The organism is Methylobacterium organophilum, assembly GCF_022179465.1.
Lineage (GTDB): Bacteria > Pseudomonadota > Alphaproteobacteria > Rhizobiales > Beijerinckiaceae > Methylobacterium > Methylobacterium organophilum.
Window position 1 is genome coordinate 80,017 of the sequence record NZ_BPQV01000007.1, and the last position, 16,140, is coordinate 96,156.

Below are 16,140 nucleotides of genomic sequence, written 5' to 3' on the forward strand. Positions count from 1 at the left end.
CTTCGATCTGGGGCTGCCTGCGGCGGGGCGTATTCTCTAACGCCGCGAGGTCTTCTGCATCGGCATCTGGAAGTCGCCCTGCCACTGGCCGGTGAAGTCCGTGGGCGAGCTGAAGGCGACGGAGAACGAACCGTTGCCCTTGAGGCCGGCGAACTCGCCGGTGCCCTTCTTCGTCCGGAATTGGCCCTCGGCGGTCACGCGGCCCATCGGATCCGTGGCGATCGTGCCGGTATAGGGACTCGAGGTGGTGCCGCCGGGCGTCACGAAGACGATCGTGCCCTTCACCGTGCCCTGGCCATCCTTGAGCAGGCTGACGTCGTTGAAGCGCACCGTCGCGCCGTCGAGGGGGGTTCCGGGACCGGCATTGGTGCCTGAGGCCGTCTTGGCGATTCGGACCTGCCCGGCCTTGCCGATCGGTTGGGCGGACTGACTGTCGACATGCGCGTTGAAGGTGCCGCCGAGCGGCATGGCCTGCGCGACGGGGGCCAGCGCGGCGAGGGTGATGGCGGCGAGCGCCGTGCGGATCGTGCGAGTCATCGGGTGTGCCTCCCTCTCGGATTTGCCCCGTACGGGACGGCGGCGGCCGAAGCCGCCGATGCCGGACCCTAGATCGCGGCTCGAAGCCGGATCCCGAAGCATTCCTGAGGGCGGCTGAAGATTCTCCGAAATTTTCTGATATCGTCGCCGCAACCGGGTTCGAAACAAGACATATTCCGGACAATGGATCGCATCGACCTCGTCGACGTCGTTCTGGATCTGCAGCGAGAGCAAGTCGTCGCGCGAGACGGAAGGCGCCTGGACTTGAGGCCGCGCGCTTTCGACGTGCTCCGTCATCTCGCGAGCCGGGCGGGCGAACTCGTCAGCAAGGACGATCTGCTCTCGATCTGCTGGCCGAACGTGGTGGTGACGGAGGATTCCCTCACCCAGTGCATCTGCGAGATCCGGCGCGTGCTCGGCACGCAGGGGCGCGACCTCATCCGCACGGTCCCGCGTCGCGGCTACCTGCTGGTCCTCCCGGAAGCCCAAGCGCCGTCCGCCCCAGCGTCGGCGCAAACGGCCCGGATCCAGGGCTCGTTCTGGCAGCCGATCGCGGTGCTGCCCTTTGACGAGTTCGGGAGCCCGCAGCCGGGCTTCGCCGGCCTCGGCGCGGGTTTCGCCGAGGATCTGACCACGGAGCTCGCCCGCAATCGCCACATCACCGTGATCGCCCGGCAGAGCGCCTTCGCGGCGCGGGCGAGCGCCAGCACCTCGTCCGAGATCGCCCAACGGCTCGGCGTGCGCTACGTCCTCGAAGGCAGCGTACGGCATGCGGGGACGAATCTCATCGTCAACGCGCAGTTGATCGACGGGCGGGACAGCCGGCACATCTGGGCGCAGCGCTACGCCGTGCCCCGCGAAGCCTTCTTCGCGATGCAGGACGACCTGATCGCCCGCATCGTCACCGCCCTCTTCGCCGGGCTCTGCGAAGCGGAGCAGATCGCGCATCTCGCCTGTGCGGCCTCCCCGTCGAGCGCTCACGACCTCACGATGCAGGCCATCGCGCATCTCAATCAATTCAGCCGGCGCGATCTGCTGCTGACGCACGCGGCCCTGGACCGCGCCCTCGAACTCGATCCCACGCTCTCGACCGCCTACAGCCTGAAGGGCCTCGCCGCGGCCACCGACGCGGCGCTCGCGCTCTCGGGAACCTATGGCCCCGAGGCGCTGCCCCAGGCCGAGGCCATGATCCGCAGAGGGCTGGACCTGAACCCCGCGAGCCCGATCGGCCATCGCGCCCTGAGTTATCTTCTGGTCCTGCGCGAGCGCTACGAAGAAGGCCTCGCCGCCGCGGAACGCAGCCTCGCCCTCGCCCCGCACGATACCGGCGGTCTCGCCTTCCTCGCGATGGCGCAGACCGCCTCCGGACTCTCTGCGCCGGCCCTCGCGAATGCCGAGCGGGCGCTCGCCGAGAGCTCCGTGCCCCCCGCCACCTACGCCGCCGCCGCAGCCGCCGCGCATTACGCCCTGGGCCAGTCCGAGGAGGCACGGCGCCTCGCGACCCTCGCCCTCGACCGGAGCCCAGGCTATACGATCGCCTACGCCCTCGCCGCCGCCGCGGAGATCGCCTGCGGGCGCCTGGAGGAAGCCGGGACCCGCATCGAGACGCTCCTGCGGCACAGCCCGAAATTCTGTACCGGGTCGCTGCGCGTCCGCACGATCTACGGCAGCGACCACGCGCTCGGTCACCGTTTCGTCGAAGCCCTCGGGCGAAGCGGTCTTCCGGACCAGGCCGAACCCGCTGCCGTGCTCGTCCTCGGCGGGGTATGAGCCCCGGGTACAGCAAAGCAGCAGGAGTGTGCGATGAGCGAGGACCTCGTCTTCTATACCCATCCGATGTCCCGCGGCCGGATCGTCCGCTGGATGCTGGAGGAGGTCGGCCAGCCCTACCGGACGGAGCTCCTCGGCTTCGGCACCTCGATGAAGTCGCAGGATTACCGGGCGATCAATCCGATGGGGAAGGTGCCGGCGATCCGGCACGGCGACACGGTCGTGACCGAATGCGCGGCGATCCTTGCCTACCTCGCCGACGCCTTCCCGCGGGCCGGTCTCGCCCCCGCGCCCGAGAGCCGGGCCCGCGGCCCCTATTACCGCTGGCTGTTCTTCTGTGCGGGGCCGGTGGAGGCGGCGGTGACCAACAAGGCCCTCTCCGTGGTCGTACCCGACGATCCGCGGATGCAGGGCATGGTCGGCTACGGCAGCCTGGATACCGTGCTGGACGCCCTGGAAGGCGCGGTCGCGAAAGCGGGGCACGTGGCAGGCGAGCATTTCAGCGCCGCCGATCTCTATCTCGCCGCCCATCTCGGCTGGGGCATGCAGTTCGGAACCATCGAGAAGCGCCCCGCCTTCCAGACTTACGTGGGGCGCCATTTCGACCGCCCCGCCGCCCGGCGCGCCCGGGAAATCGACGACGCCCTGCTCGCGGAGCAACAGGGGTCCGCTTCGGCAAGCTGAAGCGGAACAGGTTGCGCCGGGCGGCGTTCGTCCGGCGCAACAACAGGAGTGCTTTCGTGGCCGACGACCTGATCCCGAGCGTGTTCAAGGGAGAGCAGAACCTCTCCATGACCGAGCGTGCCGTGTCCGTGGCGTTGGGACTCGGGCTCGCGGCCGCCGCCGCGCAGCCGCGCCCGAACAAGTTCCTGAGCCTCGCCGCCCTGGTGGCAGGTGCGGCGATCGCCATCCGGGGGGCGACCGGGCATTGCCCCGTCAAGGCGTTGACCGAAGGCGGGCACGACTACGCCGCCTGAGGCGAGGCGTCCTCGACCTTTGGGCAGGTTGCCGCCTGCCGCGCCTGATCCATGTTAGCTCCCGCCGAGCCGCCCGAACCAACAGGCTCGGCTGGAGGAAACGAAAAATGATCAAGCACGTCCTGTGGGCCGCGACCCTCGTCGCGGCTCCGTTCGCGTCCGCCCAGGCCCTCGAAGTCACCAAGACGGCGGAGGTCGCCGCGCCGCCCGCCAAGGTCTGGAAGACGATCGGCACCTTCTGCGGAATCGGCGATTGGCACCCGGCCGTCGAGAAATGCACGCTGGCCGAGAAGGGTGGCAAGACGGTGCGCACGCTGAGCCTGAAGGGCGGCGGCGAGATCGTCGAGGAGCAGGTCTCCCGCGACGAGAAGAAGATGGATTACACCTACACCATCCTGCAGAGCCCGCTGCCGGTCTCCGACTATAAGTCGACGCTCTCGGTGGCGCCCAACGGCGCCGGCTCGAAGCTGACTTGGACCGGCTCGTTCAAGGCCAAGGGTGCCCCTGACGCCAAGGCCCAGGAGGTGATCGACGGGATCTACGAGGCCGGGTTCAAGGGCATCGCCGACAAGGCGAAGTGATCCCCGAAAATAACGAGGGGCGCCCGATCCGGGCGCCCCTTCCATGCGGAACGGTGTCCCCCGCCGGTCAGAGCGAGTTGCTGCTCGTGCGGCTGGCGACGAAACCGTAGATCGCCAGCACGACGCAGGCGCCCACGATCGAGGCGATGAAGCCGGCGCCCTGGTTCGGCCCGTACCAGCCGACCGCCTGCCCGATGAAGGTCGCCACGAAAGCGCCGACGATGCCCAGGATGGTCGTCAGGATGAAGCCCGACGGCTCGTAGCGGTCGCCCGGCATGAGAAACTTCGCGATGACGCCGGCCACGAAGCCGATGATGATGGTCCAGATGATACCCATGGTGAAGGCTCCCTCAGCCTTGGCCGTAATCTTCTCTTGAACGCGCGAGGCGACGGGCCGGTTGCTCGAAACCAGAGCCCCGAGCCAGGATTCTTTGCGAAGCTGTCGCCCGGCGCCGGCATTCCGCGCGCACTTCGCCCCGCGCCGATCTTTCCAGCCCCTTTACGGCCCCACCCCGTGGCGGCAGAAGGCGTCGCGGTACCTTTTCACCGCGCAAGGATCCTTCAGCCACCATGACCATCGAGCGTTTCGAGACCGGCCCCCGCATGAGCCAGGCCGTGGCCTATGGCGACATGGTGTATCTCGCGGGCCAGGTCGCCGCGGACACGGTCGGCACCGGCGTCACCGCGCAGACGCAGCAGGTGCTCGAGCAGATCGATCGGCTGCTCAAGGCCGCCGGTACCGACAAGTCGCGCATCCTCACCGCGACGATCTACCTGCCCGACATCGCGACCTTCGCCGAGATGAACGCGGCCTGGGACGCCTGGGTCGACAAGCAGAACCCGCCGGCTCGCGCCACCGTGGAAGCGCGCCTGGCCGGGCCCGAATATCTCGTCGAGATCGTGATCGTCGCCGTGAGGTCCGCGAAATGATGCGCCGCGCCCTCGCCGCCGGGCTTGCCGCCCTTCTTGTCGGCCTGTCCGGCGCCGCGGGGGCGCAGGAGCGGGTCGTCAACATCTACAACTGGTCGGACTATATCGACCCGAAGGTGCTGGAGAGCTTCACGAAGGAGACCGGCATCAAGGTCGTCTACGACACCTACGACAACAACGAGATCGTCGAGACGAAGCTGCTCGCCGGCAAGTCCGGCTACGACATCGTGGTGCCCTCGGGGCCGTTCCTGCAGCGGCTGATCAAGGCTGGGGTCTTCCTGCCCCTCGACAAGGCCAAGATCCCGAACCTGAAGAACGCGTGGCCGGAGATCACGGCGCGTCTGCAGGCCTACGATCCCGGCAACGCCTACGCCGTCGACTACATGTGGGGCACCACGGGCATCGGCCTGAACGTGGCGGCAATCCGCGAACGGCTCGGGCCGAACCAGGCGCTCAACACCTGGAGCCTCGTCCTCAATCCGAGCCTCATCAACAAGCTCAAGGATTGCGGGGTAATGCTCCTCGATTCCCCCGAGGACCTGATACCGAGCATGCTGCCGTTCTACGGCCTCAAGTCGGACACCAAGCGCTGGGACGACATCACCCAGGTCACCGATGCCCTCTACAAGGTGCGCGGTGCCGTGCGGAAGTTCCACTCCTCGGAATACATCAACGGGCTCGCCAACGGCGATCTCTGCCTGGCGGTCGGCTATTCCGGGGACGTGATCCAGGCCCGGCGCCGGGCCGAAGAATCCAAGAACGGCGTGCAGGTCACCTACGAGATCCCGAAGGAAGGCACGCTGATGTGGTTCGATTCCTTCGCGATCCCGAAGGACGCGCCACATGCCGCCGAGGCCTACGCCTTCATCGACTATATGATGCGCCCCGAGATCGCCGCGGCCAACACGAACTTCGTGTCCTACGCGAGCGGCAACCTCCCGGCGAAACAGTTCGTAAAGCCCGAGATCCTGTCCAATCCCGGCATCTATCCCGACGATGCGACGATGCAGCGCCTGTCCACGAACACCGCCTGGACCGACGCGACCCAGCGCTTCGTCACCCGCGCCTGGACCAAGGTGCGCACGGGACGATAGGCGAGACGCCTTCCCGTCCCCGACGGATCCCGGGCAGGCCCGGGATCCGAACCCCCCTCCCTGACGGAGGGGGCGCCACGGCGTGCCGCGAAGCCGCCCGTCAGACCGGGTTCTTCTCCAGCCGCCGCTCGATCTCGTGGGCGTCGAGGCCTGGCGCGGCGAGGGGGGCTTCCGGCACCGCCGCAGGGCCCTGGCTGCGCCCCTTCAAGGCGGCGGCGAGGCGGCCGCGCTCGAACAGCAGCACCACGACGACCGAGGCGAGGAAGGGCAACCAGAAATAGAACAGGCGGAACACCAGCAGCGCCGCGATGATCGAGGGGCGCGGCATGTCCGGCATGGCCAGCACGAAGACCAGTTCGAACACCCCGAGGCCGCCCGGCGCATTCGAGACCAGCGCCGCGGAGAAGGAGGCGAGGAACACCGCGAGCACCACCAGGAAGCCCGGATTCCCGGCCTCCGGCAGGGCGAAATAGATGATGCCGGCCGCGCCCAGCAGCTCCAGCGGCGCCGCGATCAGCTGGCGCACCATGATGTTGGGGCGCGGATATTCGAGCTTGAAGGAGCGGATGACGAGCGGCTTCAGGTGCAGCAGCGAGCCAATCACGTAGAGGGCGACGCCGCCGAGCAGCAGGCCGCCGAGGAGGCGGGACGTCGCCGGGTTGGTGATGACGCTCGGCACGTAGCCTTCGAGGCGGGCGAGCACCTCGGGCACCGCCACGAGGGAGAGGCCGCCGAGCAGCACCGTGCCCAGGCCGAAGGTGAAGGAGCAGAGCGCCACCAGCACCGCCACCTGCGCCGCCGACAGCCCCTTCGAGGTGTAGGCGCGGTAGCGCACCACGGCGCCGGAGAAGACCGAGGCGCCGATGTTGTGGGACAGGGCGTAGGTGGTGAAGGAGCAGAGCGAGACGAACAGCCACGAGATGTGGCGCACGCCGAGATGCAGGAGCGCGATCCGGTCGTACCAGGCGAGCGCCGCGTAGGCGACGAGGGTCGAGAGCGCGGCGAGGAGGAAGCGGTGGAGCGGAATCGCCGCCAGGCTGTCGCGGATCTCGGCAACCGAGATGCCTCGCAGTTCGCGGTAGAGCAGGTAGCCCGAGACCACGACCGCCAGCAGCCCGATGATGGGCCAGATGAATTCGCTGATCTTCTTCATGGAAACCGGTCGCATCCCCTCTCGACCGGTCTCTCCTGCGCCACGGCGCCCCGTATCGCAAGCGGGACCGGTGCGGTCTCGTCGTGCCGGGGCTCTTGCCGGGCGATCATGACGGTTTCGTGCCGGCTGCGACGCCGGCGACGACATGGAAAGGTGTCAGGCGCGGGCGCGGCTCAGGCCCACGGCATCCATCTCGGCCTGCTCGCGGGCATTGGCCGAGGCGCGCTCGGCGGAGCGCTCGCGATCCTCGAGGATCTCGACCTTCTTCAGCTCCTCGAAGGCCTCGCCGAGCTCGGCCTTCGCCTCGGCGAGCTGGCCCTCCAGGGCAGCGGCCGACTGGCGCATGTTGTCCCGGCGCACGGCGGCGGCGCGGGCATAGGTCGGATAGGCGAAATGGGCCGGATCGGAGATGCCGGCACGGCTCTCCTCATGGGCGACCTCGCGGTCGAGCTCGGCGGCCATCCGGTTGAAGTCCGCCATCATCATCTCGATCTGCGTCACCCGGCGGCGCTTCTCGTCGACCTGAAAACGCCGAAGGCGGATCAGCGTGTCACGCGATTTCATGAGCCATCCACTCCACGCAACGCATCGGACGGGCCGCTGCGATACGCGGGGACGTTTTCACCCGGCGCCACGCGCAACCTCTCATCATTCAGCCCTGGCCGACGATCGCGGCGAGCCTGGAGTAACCCTCGCCGATGGAGGTTGCTTCTTCCTTACCCTGCCCCATAAAAGCCTCAAGATCGGGCATCAGCGCGATGGCCTCGTCCACCTCCTGTGACGAGCCCTGCCGGTAGGCACCGAGCCGGATCAGCTCCTCCATATCCGCGTAGGTCGAGAGGACGCGCCGGGCCCGGCGGACGGTCGGCAGATAGGCCGGGTCGCAGGACCGCGGCATGGTGCGCGAGACCGAGCGCAGCACGTTGATCGCCGGATAGCGGCCGCGCTCGGCGATGGAGCGCTCCATGACGATATGACCGTCGAGGATGCCGCGCACGGCATCCGCCACCGGCTCGTTGTGATCGTCGCCCTCGACCAGCACCGTGAACAGGCCGGAGATCGCGCCCTCCCCGACACCCGGCCCGGCCCGCTCGAGCAGCCGCGGCAGCTCGGAGAAGACAGTGGGCGTGTAGCCCTTGGCGGTGGGCGGCTCGCCAGCGGCGAGGCCGATGTCGCGCTGGGCCATGGCGAATCGGGTGATCGAATCGATCATGCAGAGCACCTGCGCGCCCTGATCGCGGAAGTACTCGGAAACGGCGAGCGCCACATAGGCCGCATTGCGGCGCATCAGCACGGGCTCGTCCGAGGTCGCCACCACCACGACCGACCGGGCGAGCCCCGCCGGCCCGAGATCGTCCTGCAGGAATTCCTGCACCTCGCGGCCGCGCTCGCCGACAAGACCGATCACCGCCACGTCGGCTCTGGTGTAGCGGGCGAGCATGGAGAGCAGCACCGACTTGCCCACGCCCGAGCCCGCGAAGATGCCCATGCGCTGGCCGCGACACATGGTCAGGAAGGTGTTGATGCAGCGCACCCCGAGATCGAGGGGCGGCCCCACCCGGGTGCGGGCATGGGCCGGCGGCGGGTCGCCCCGCAGGGGATAGATCGCCGGGCCGCTCGGCAGGGGACCGAGACCATCGATGGGGCGGCCGAGGGCATCGATGGTGCGGCCGAGCCAGCCGGAACTCGGGCGGATCGCGCCGGCGGCCTCGTCCCGCACATAGGCGGGGCAGCCGCGGCGCACCCCGTTGAGGGCGCCGAAGGGCATGGCGAGCGCCTTGTCGCCGGCGAAGCCGATGACCTCGCAGGGGACGAGCCCGGAGCCGCCACCCCGCGGATCGATGGCGATGTCGATGCGACCGCCGAGCCGCATCGCGGCGATCGGCCCGGCCACCTCGACGAGCAGGCCACGCACGCCGCTGACTCGGCCATAGGTCTCGAGGGGCTCGACGCGCGACAGGGCCGCCATCGCCGCGGCAAGGGGTCCTCCGCCCGATCCCATCGAATCCTGCGCCATGCGTTTACGTGTCGAGCCTTCTGTCCGGGGGTCGGCCCCCAGAGCAACCTTTCGTTTACCCCCCTCCTTAACACTGGCGAAGCCGGTCGGGCAGCGGCGGATCGGGAAGGGATGGTAGTGTGGAGGGCGACCTTCATGCAGCCGTCACAACGCGAGCCGGCGTTGCGCACTGGCAACATGGCGAAGCAATGTGTTTTGGACGAAGCACTTAAGGCACGAGAGAGCGTTCCGTGCGGTGGCGGGAGATCGATTTGCCCGCTGCCTCGGAGAGCGACTCGAACCATGCCGGAGCGGACTCGTTTTAAGCGTGCTTGCAACCGGGATTCGTGTTTTGTTAACGGTTAAAGAATAGCGTTTCGAAATAGGAACGAGGGAGCGTCCGCCGGGGCCGTCGGCGGGCGAGCGGCGGGGGCGTGCCCGAACGCACGACACGGCCGGGCCGGGCGGGGAACCGACGATGCGCGTACTTCTGATCGAGGACGACAGCGCCACGGCGCAGAGCATCGAGTTGATGCTGAAGTCCGAAAACTTCAACACGTATACGACGGACCTCGGCGAAGAGGGCGTCGATCTCGGCAAGCTCTATGACTACGACATCATTCTCCTCGACCTGAACCTGCCCGACATGTCGGGCTACGAGGTGCTTCGCTCGCTGCGCGTCGCCAAGGTGAAGACGCCGATCCTGATCCTGTCGGGCATGGCGGGCATCGAGGACAAGGTGAAGGGTCTCGGTTTCGGCGCCGACGACTATCTCACCAAGCCCTTCCACAAGGACGAGCTGGTCGCACGCATCCACGCCATCGTGCGCCGCTCGAAGGGTCACGCCCAGTCGGTGATCACCACCGGCGACCTCATCGTGAACCTCGACCAGAAGACCGTCGAGGTCTCCGGCAGCCGGGTGCATCTCACCGGCAAGGAATATCAGATGCTGGAGCTGCTCTCGCTCCGGAAGGGCACGACACTCACCAAGGAGATGTTCCTCAACCATCTCTACGGCGGCATGGACGAGCCCGAGCTCAAGATCATCGACGTGTTCATCTGCAAGCTCCGCAAGAAGCTCGCCAATGCCAGCCAGGGCAAGAACTACATCGAGACGGTCTGGGGCCGCGGCTACGTGCTGCGCGAGCCCATGGAAGGCGAGGAACGCATCGCGGTCTGACGCGGCGCCCGAAGGCCCCCTCCCCTCGCAACCGAAGAGCCCCGCCCTGGCGGGGTTTTTTGCGTTCCGGGAGCCTCCGCCGGAAGCGTGGCCCGGAGACGCGAAAAAGGCTGGATGCCCGAGGCGATCCGGCCCGTTCGTCGTAAGTGAAAAACCGGACGCGTCCCGGGAGCCGGTCAGAAGCCGGCGGCGAGCCTGAGAGGCGTGACGGTCGCCGGGCGCGGGGTCGCCGAAGACGCCCCCGACTGCCGATAGAGGCCGCGATGATCGGGGTCCGGCACCAGGGCGTCAGTGAGCCCGATCACCGTCTCGGCCGCGCCAAGCAGCACCGCCCCATCCGGCGCCAGGGCCCGGGACAGGCGCCGCAGCACGTCGCCCTTGGTCGCCGCATCGAAATAGATCAGCACGTTGCGGCAGTAGATGACGTCGAACTGCCCGAGTTGCTCGAAGGGCTGCAGCAGGTTGAGCGGCCGGAAATCGATCATCCGGGCGAGGCTCGGGGTGATCTGCCACTGGTCGCCGACCTGCGAGAAGTACTTCACGAGAAGCTGCACCGGCAGGCCGCGCTGCACCTCGAAATGGCTGTAGAGGCCGAGCTTGGCCCGCTCCAGCATCTCGGTCGAAAGGTCGGTGGCGACGATCTCGACGGACCAGCCGGCAAGCGCGGCAGAGGCCTGGTCGATGAGCATGGCCAGCGAGTAGGGCTCCTGCCCGCTGGAAGCCGCCGCCGACCAGATCCGCAGTCGGCGCGTCGCGGCACGCGCCGCGATAGCACGGGGCAGCAGCACGTCCTTGAACAGGTCGAAGGGCACGCGGTCCCGGAAAAAGAACGTCTCGTTGGTGGTCATCGCCTCCACGACGGCGCGCTCGATGGCGCTGTCGCGGGAGATACGCAGAGCACCGACGAGGTTGCTCAGGGAGGCAAGGCCGAAACGCCGGCAGACCGGCGTGAGACGGCTGTCGATCAGGTAGCGCTTCTCCGCCCCGAGAGCCAGGCCGGAGCGCTGCTTGAGGTAGTCCCTCAGGAAATCGAATTCAGCATCGGTCACTGGCCCTGCCCCCCCAATGCGGCGCGAAGGGCCGGTCCGATCTCAGGGAGCGGCAGGACGGAATGGGCGAGGCCGGCCTTGGCGACGCTGCCGGGCATGCCCCACACGGTGCTCGTCGCCTCGTCCTGGGCCAGCACGAGGCCGCCGGCATTGCCGAGGGCGCGCACGCCCGCCGTGCCGTCGGCGCCCATGCCGGTGAGGATGACGCTCACGGTGGCGCCGCCGAACACGTTCACGGCGTCGAGGAACAGCACGTCGACGGCGGGCCGGCAGAAATTCACCGGGGGACCGTCATCGAGGCGCAGCACCGGCTCGCCCACGCTGCCGGAGATCCGCATGTGGCGGCCGCCCGGAGCAACGTAGATCCGGCCGGGCACGACACGCTCGTCGGCTTTCCCTTCCGCCGCCGGCAGCCCGGTGCGGGCGCCGAGATGCTCGGCGAAAACGGCGGTGAAGACCGGCGGCATGTGCTGCACGATCAACACGGGCACGGTGCGGAGCGTGGCCGCGCCGATCCGCTCCAGGGTCTCGCCCACGGCCTTGGGGCCGCCGGTGGAGGAGCCGATCAGCAGGCAGCGCGGCTGGGTGAAGGCCCGCGGCTTCTGGCGCAGCGCGATCGGAGCCGACGGCTTGGCCGCCGCGGGGACCGGCACCGCGACGGGCTGGTGGGCGGAGAGTGCGGGCGACGGGCCGGTCCCGACGCGCCGCCGGGCCCTACGGGCGCCGAAGATCTTGATTCGCTCGATCAAGTCCGCGCGGAACGCGTCCGAAGTGGTGACGCCCCGGTTGCTCTCCGGCTTCGGGATGTAGTCCACGGCGCCGAGCGACAGGCAGCGCAGGGAGATGTCCGCGTTGCGCTGCGTCAGCGTCGACATCATTACGACCTGCAGCCCAGGGGCGCGGGCAAGCATCAGCGGCAGCGCCTGGGTGCCGTCGAGCTCCGGCATGTCGATGTCGAGGAGCACGATGTCGGGGTCGTGACGGGTGAGTCCGTCCAGGGCGAGGCGGCCGTTGGAGGCCGTGGCCACCACCTCGAATCCGGCCTCGCCGAGCCAGCGGGACACCAAGCCCCGTACCACCGCGGAATCGTCCGCGATCATCACACGGATCGCATGGCCTGCCGAAGTGGACGTCGGATGGGACGCTGCGACAGCTGCGGCCATGAGGATGTGCGCCCCGATTTACACAAGAAAGGCCGGCGTGAGCCCGCCGGCGGGACACGTCAGGTCAGGCGGCTTCCGCGGTGGCGCCGAAGCCGACCTGTTCGAGCTTCGCCACGACGATGTCGCGGTCGAAGGGCTTCATGATGTACTCGTCGGCGCCGGCGCGCAGCGCGCGGGCGATCGCGCCGACATCGTTCTCCGTGGTGCAGAACAGCACCTTCGGCAGATGGCCACCCTCCGTCAGGCGCAGGGCGCGCAGGAACTCGTAGCCGTCCATCTTCGGCATGTTCCAGTCGAGCAGGATCAGCTCGGGCATGGTGGCCGCGCAGAGTTCCAGCGCCCGCTCGCCGTCCTCCGCGTCGCTCACCTTGAAGTTCTGCATCTCCAGGATGCGGCGCGCGACCTTCCGGATCACGGCGGAATCGTCGACGACGAGGGCGGTTCTCATCATTCCACTCCGATCGCGTGCGTCCTTCAGGCAGCCCCGGCCTTCGCGGTCTCGCCGAAGGCGAGCAGAGCGACAACGTCGAGGATTACGAGCAGGCGGCCGTCGAGGCGGTGCACGCCCGTGGCGAGGCTGCGCCAGCGGGCATCGAGGTTGATCGGCACGGGCTCGAAGGTGTCTTGCCCGAGCTTCAGCACCTCGCCGACACCGTCGACGATGAGCGCGAAAGTTTCGCCCGCCTGCTCCAGGCCGATCGCCATGGAGGCGGCCCCCGGCTCGCGGTCGGGCATGCGCAGGCGGCGGCGCAGGCAGAGCGCCGTCACCACGCGGCCGCGCAGGTTGAGAAGGCCGACGATCTCCGGCGGGCTCAGCGGCACCGGCGTCACGCCCGCCGGCACGAAGACGTCGTGGACCCGGTCGATCGGCAGACCGAACATCGTCTCGCCGACGAAGACGGTGACGAAATCCGAGGTCTCGGACGAGACGTTGGTGTTGGCGGCCTGCATGGCGTCGTGTCTCCGGTCGGTCGTCTCGGACATCTCAGGCAGCCTTCGAGAGTTCGGCGGCGTCGATCTCCGACAGGGCCGCGACGAGGCCGCTGCGGTCGAACTTCGCCACGAGGTCGCTGATGGACAGGCGACGGGCCTGCTCCACCGTGTCCTGGCCGATGGTGCCGGCGAGCGCCACGACGGGCAGCGCCGCGATCCGGCCGCCGAGATCGCGCATCTCGGCCACGAGTTCGAAGCCGCCGCGGCCCGGCATCTCCAGGTCGCTGACCACCAGGTCGATCCGCTCGTTCGCCTTGAGCTGGGCGAGGGCGTCGTCGGCGCCGGTAGCCGTGATCACCGCGTAGCCCGCGGCCTTGAGCACCGGCGTGAGCATGTCGCGGAAGAAGGCGGAATCGTCGACGAGGAGCAGGGTCGGCGTCTTGCGGGCGGCCGGCCGCTGCGGGCCGCGGGCCCAGTCGTCGTAGGCCAGCGGCAGGAAGTGGGCGATGTTGATGATGTCCGTCGCCCGGCCCCGCAGCACCGCCGAGCCGATGAGATCGGAACGCTCGGCGGAGATCTCGATGTCGAGGCGCTCCTCGACGATGTCGACGATCTCGTCGACCACGAGGCCCATGGCCCGGTCGCCATCCGAGAACACCACCAGCGCCTGCATGCCCTCCGAGCGGATCGCGATGCTGTCGTCGGCGGGCACCAGCGGCATCAGGCGGCCGCGGTACTGGATGAGCGGACGCCCGCCCAGCCACTCGACCTTGGAGGCGTCGATCTCCTCCAGGCGCGTGACCAGAGAGAGCGGCACCGCCTTGAAGCCGTTCGAGCCCGCCTTGAACACCAGCAGCGTCGCCTTGGCGTCGGCGGTATCGGTCTCCTCGATCTCGGCATCCGTCGTCATGGCGCCGGACTGGGCGCTCTGGCTGACCTGACGGGCAACGCCATTCGGGTCGATGATGAGCACGACGGCGCCGTCGCCGAGGATGGTGTTGCCGGCGAAGAGCGGCAGGTGGCGCAGCTTCGAGGACATCGGCTTCACGACGATCTCTTCCGTATGGAAGACCTCGTCGACGAGGATGCCGAAGCGCTGGCGGCCGACCTGGGCCACCACCACGAAGCCCGATTCGTCCCCGGTCGCCGCGTCGGCGCTCTGGCCGTTGAGCAGACCGGTCAGGGTCACGATCGGCAGCAGGCGCTCACGCAGGCGCAGCACGGGCGCGCCGTTGATGCGCTCCACCATGTTGGCGCCGCTGGTGCCCGATGTCTTGGCGTCGACCCGCACCAGTTCCAGCACCGCCACCTGCGGCAGGGCGAAGCGGTGGTCGCCGGCCTTCACGATGAGGGCCGCCACGATCGCCAGGGTGAGCGGGATCTTGATGGTGAAGGTGGTGCCCTTGCCGAATTCGGTGGCGATGTCGATGACGCCGCCGATGGTCTCGATGTTGGTCTTGACCACGTCCATGCCGACGCCGCGGCCGGAGACGGAGGTCACCGCCTTGGCGGTCGAGAAGCCGGCGTGGAAGATGAACTTCGCGACCTGCGCGTCGGTCATCTTCTCGACCTCGGCGTGGCTCGCGATGCCGCGCTCCACCGCCTTGCGCCGGATGGCGGCGAGGTCCAGACCCTTGCCGTCGTCGGCGATCTCGATCGTGATCGTGCCGCCCTCGTGATAGGCGGAGAGGCGGATCGAGCCGCGCGGCGGCTTGCCGGCCTTGATGCGCTCGTTGGTGGACTCGATGCCGTGGTCGGCCGAGTTGCGCACCATGTGGGTCAGCGGGTCCTTGATGACCTCGAGCACCTGCCGGTCGAGCTCGGTCTCGGCGCCCTGCATCACCAGGTCGATGCCCTTGGACAATTCGGCCGAGAGATCGCGCACGACGCGGGGCAGCTTCTGCCAGGCGTTGCCGATCGGCTGCATGCGCGTCTTCATGACGCCTTCCTGCAGCTCGGCCGTGACGTGGGACAGGCGCTGCAGCGGGACCTTGTAGCTCGAATCCTCGTGGCGGCGGGCGATCTCGAGGAGCTGGTTGCGGGTCAGCACCAGTTCCGACACCATCGTCATCAGATGCTCGATGGTGTCGACGTTCACGCGGATCGTCTGCACCTTCGAGACGGCGGTCTCGCCTTCCGAGGACGGGGCCTCGGCCCGCTCGGCCTTCTCAGGCCGGGGAGCAGGCGCGTGGACGGGTTCCGGGGCCGGCGCGCTGGCAGCGACGGGCGGCGGGGCCAGTTCCTCGGCGGCGGGGAACTCGTCCGGGCCGGGCGCTTCCATGAAGGCGCGCTCCAGCTCTTCCAGCGAGACCTCGCCGGGCTTCATCTCGCGGGCGGGCTCCGGCGGCGGAGGCGGCGGCGCGACAGGGGCGGCAGCGACCGGGGGCTCCTCCTCGCCGGCCATCTTCTCCAGGGCGCCGATCAGATCCTGATCGCTGCCGGCGGGCTCGGAGCCGCTCGCCTCCAGATCCGCGAGAATGGCCTTGAGACGATCCAGGGTCGCCAGGATCAGCGTCACCGAGGCGCCGCTCACCGGATAACCGTCGCGGAAGCGGCCCATCAGGGTTTCGGCGGCATGCGCCAGGGCTTCCAGGCGCGGGAGCCCGAGGAAGCCACAGGTTCCCTTGATGGTGTGGACCAACCTAAAAATGTTACGCAGAATTTGCTGGTTGTTGGGGTCCTGCTCGAACCGAACCAGTTCCGCGTCAACCGTATCGAGGTGTTCCGCGCTCTCCGTGAGGAACTCTCGCAGAAGGTCGTCCATTGCCGGGTACTCG

General features: G+C 68.5%; 17 protein-coding genes. 7 read left to right on the plus strand and 10 right to left on the minus strand.

Features of this window, described 5'->3' with window-relative positions; genetic code table 11:
• Window positions 1-36: 36 nt before the first annotated feature.
• The gene (locus MFF21_RS13145) at window positions 37-537 is read right to left on the minus strand and encodes a hypothetical protein (RefSeq protein ID WP_238311572.1); all 501 of its coding nucleotides are present in this window, start codon (window positions 535-537) and stop codon (window positions 37-39) included.
• Window positions 538-720: 183 nt separating this feature from the next.
• Here MFF21_RS13145 and MFF21_RS13150 point away from each other — a divergent pair, with 183 nt between their 5' ends.
• The 4 genes from MFF21_RS13150 (at window position 721) to MFF21_RS13165 (ending at window position 3,865) form a co-directional block, all read left to right on the plus strand.
• On the plus strand, window positions 721-2,307 hold the full coding sequence (locus MFF21_RS13150; RefSeq protein ID WP_283206532.1) for a winged helix-turn-helix domain-containing protein: 1,587 nt from the start codon (window positions 721-723) through the stop codon (window positions 2,305-2,307).
• Between the two features lie 33 nt (window positions 2,308-2,340).
• Window positions 2,341-2,991 (plus strand): glutathione S-transferase family protein, encoded by a 651-nt coding sequence (locus MFF21_RS13155; protein ID WP_238311574.1) that lies wholly within the window; start codon window positions 2,341-2,343, stop codon window positions 2,989-2,991.
• A 107-nt stretch (window positions 2,992-3,098) separates the two neighbouring features.
• Window positions 3,099-3,284: a YgaP-like transmembrane domain gene (locus tag MFF21_RS13160; protein ID WP_373325015.1), complete on the plus strand. Its 186-nt coding sequence runs from the start codon at window positions 3,099-3,101 to the stop codon at window positions 3,282-3,284.
• Window positions 3,285-3,391: 107 nt separating this feature from the next.
• Window positions 3,392-3,865 carry an SRPBCC family protein gene (locus MFF21_RS13165; RefSeq protein ID WP_238311576.1) on the plus strand — a complete coding sequence of 158 codons (474 nt, stop codon included), beginning with the start codon at window positions 3,392-3,394 and terminating at the stop codon, window positions 3,863-3,865.
• A 67-nt stretch (window positions 3,866-3,932) separates the two neighbouring features.
• Here MFF21_RS13165 and MFF21_RS13170 read toward each other — a convergent pair whose 3' ends face one another.
• On the minus strand, window positions 3,933-4,202 hold the full coding sequence (locus MFF21_RS13170; RefSeq protein ID WP_238311577.1) for a GlsB/YeaQ/YmgE family stress response membrane protein: 270 nt from the start codon (window positions 4,200-4,202) through the stop codon (window positions 3,933-3,935).
• A gap of 233 nt (window positions 4,203-4,435) precedes the next feature.
• Between MFF21_RS13170 and MFF21_RS13175 the strand changes: the two genes are divergently transcribed.
• Entirely contained in the window at window positions 4,436-4,795 is a 360-nt protein-coding gene (locus tag MFF21_RS13175; protein WP_238311578.1) for a RidA family protein, read from the plus strand.
• Complete coding sequence (locus MFF21_RS13180; RefSeq protein WP_238311579.1) at window positions 4,792-5,889, plus strand: polyamine ABC transporter substrate-binding protein; 1,098 nt, start codon at window positions 4,792-4,794, stop codon at window positions 5,887-5,889. The genes MFF21_RS13175 and MFF21_RS13180 overlap by 4 nt, the downstream gene beginning before the upstream one ends.
• A 100-nt stretch (window positions 5,890-5,989) precedes the next feature.
• On the opposite strand, the gene MFF21_RS13185 is transcribed toward MFF21_RS13180, so the two are convergent.
• The 3 genes from MFF21_RS13185 to fliI all read right to left on the minus strand — a co-directional run bounded on the left by MFF21_RS13185 (window position 5,990) and on the right by fliI (window position 9,059).
• Window positions 5,990-7,042, minus strand: a complete 1,053-nt coding sequence (locus MFF21_RS13185; protein ID WP_238311580.1) for a lysylphosphatidylglycerol synthase domain-containing protein — start codon at window positions 7,040-7,042, stop codon at window positions 5,990-5,992.
• Window positions 7,043-7,198: 156 nt separating this feature from the next.
• On the minus strand, window positions 7,199-7,606 hold the full coding sequence (fliJ, locus tag MFF21_RS13190) for a flagellar export protein FliJ (protein WP_238311581.1): 408 nt from the start codon (window positions 7,604-7,606) through the stop codon (window positions 7,199-7,201).
• A gap of 88 nt (window positions 7,607-7,694) precedes the next feature.
• Window positions 7,695-9,059 (minus strand): flagellar protein export ATPase FliI, encoded by a 1,365-nt coding sequence (gene fliI / locus MFF21_RS13195; protein ID WP_238311582.1) that lies wholly within the window; start codon window positions 9,057-9,059, stop codon window positions 7,695-7,697.
• Window positions 9,060-9,516: 457 nt separating this feature from the next.
• Here fliI and ctrA point away from each other — a divergent pair, with 457 nt between their 5' ends.
• On the plus strand, window positions 9,517-10,218 hold the full coding sequence (gene ctrA, locus MFF21_RS13200) for a response regulator transcription factor CtrA (protein ID WP_238311583.1): 702 nt from the start codon (window positions 9,517-9,519) through the stop codon (window positions 10,216-10,218).
• Window positions 10,219-10,394: 176 nt separating this feature from the next.
• On the opposite strand, the gene MFF21_RS13205 is transcribed toward ctrA, so the two are convergent.
• From MFF21_RS13205 to MFF21_RS13225, 5 genes are all read right to left on the minus strand, one after another.
• The gene (locus tag MFF21_RS13205; RefSeq protein WP_238311584.1) at window positions 10,395-11,267 is read right to left on the minus strand and encodes a CheR family methyltransferase; all 873 of its coding nucleotides are present in this window, start codon (window positions 11,265-11,267) and stop codon (window positions 10,395-10,397) included.
• Window positions 11,264-12,430, minus strand: coding sequence for a protein-glutamate methylesterase/protein-glutamine glutaminase (locus tag MFF21_RS13210; protein WP_238311585.1), 1,167 nt, complete (start codon window positions 12,428-12,430; stop codon window positions 11,264-11,266). Before MFF21_RS13210 ends, MFF21_RS13205 begins: the two co-directional genes overlap by 4 nt.
• 64 nt (window positions 12,431-12,494) lie before the next feature.
• Window positions 12,495-12,878, minus strand: a complete 384-nt coding sequence (locus MFF21_RS13215) for a response regulator (protein WP_238311759.1) — start codon at window positions 12,876-12,878, stop codon at window positions 12,495-12,497.
• A gap of 26 nt (window positions 12,879-12,904) precedes the next feature.
• The gene (locus tag MFF21_RS13220) at window positions 12,905-13,381 is read right to left on the minus strand and encodes a chemotaxis protein CheW (protein ID WP_238311760.1); all 477 of its coding nucleotides are present in this window, start codon (window positions 13,379-13,381) and stop codon (window positions 12,905-12,907) included.
• A gap of 34 nt (window positions 13,382-13,415) precedes the next feature.
• Window positions 13,416-16,127 (minus strand): hybrid sensor histidine kinase/response regulator, encoded by a 2,712-nt coding sequence (locus MFF21_RS13225; protein WP_238311586.1) that lies wholly within the window; start codon window positions 16,125-16,127, stop codon window positions 13,416-13,418.
• Between the last annotated feature and the right edge of the window lie 13 nt (window positions 16,128-16,140).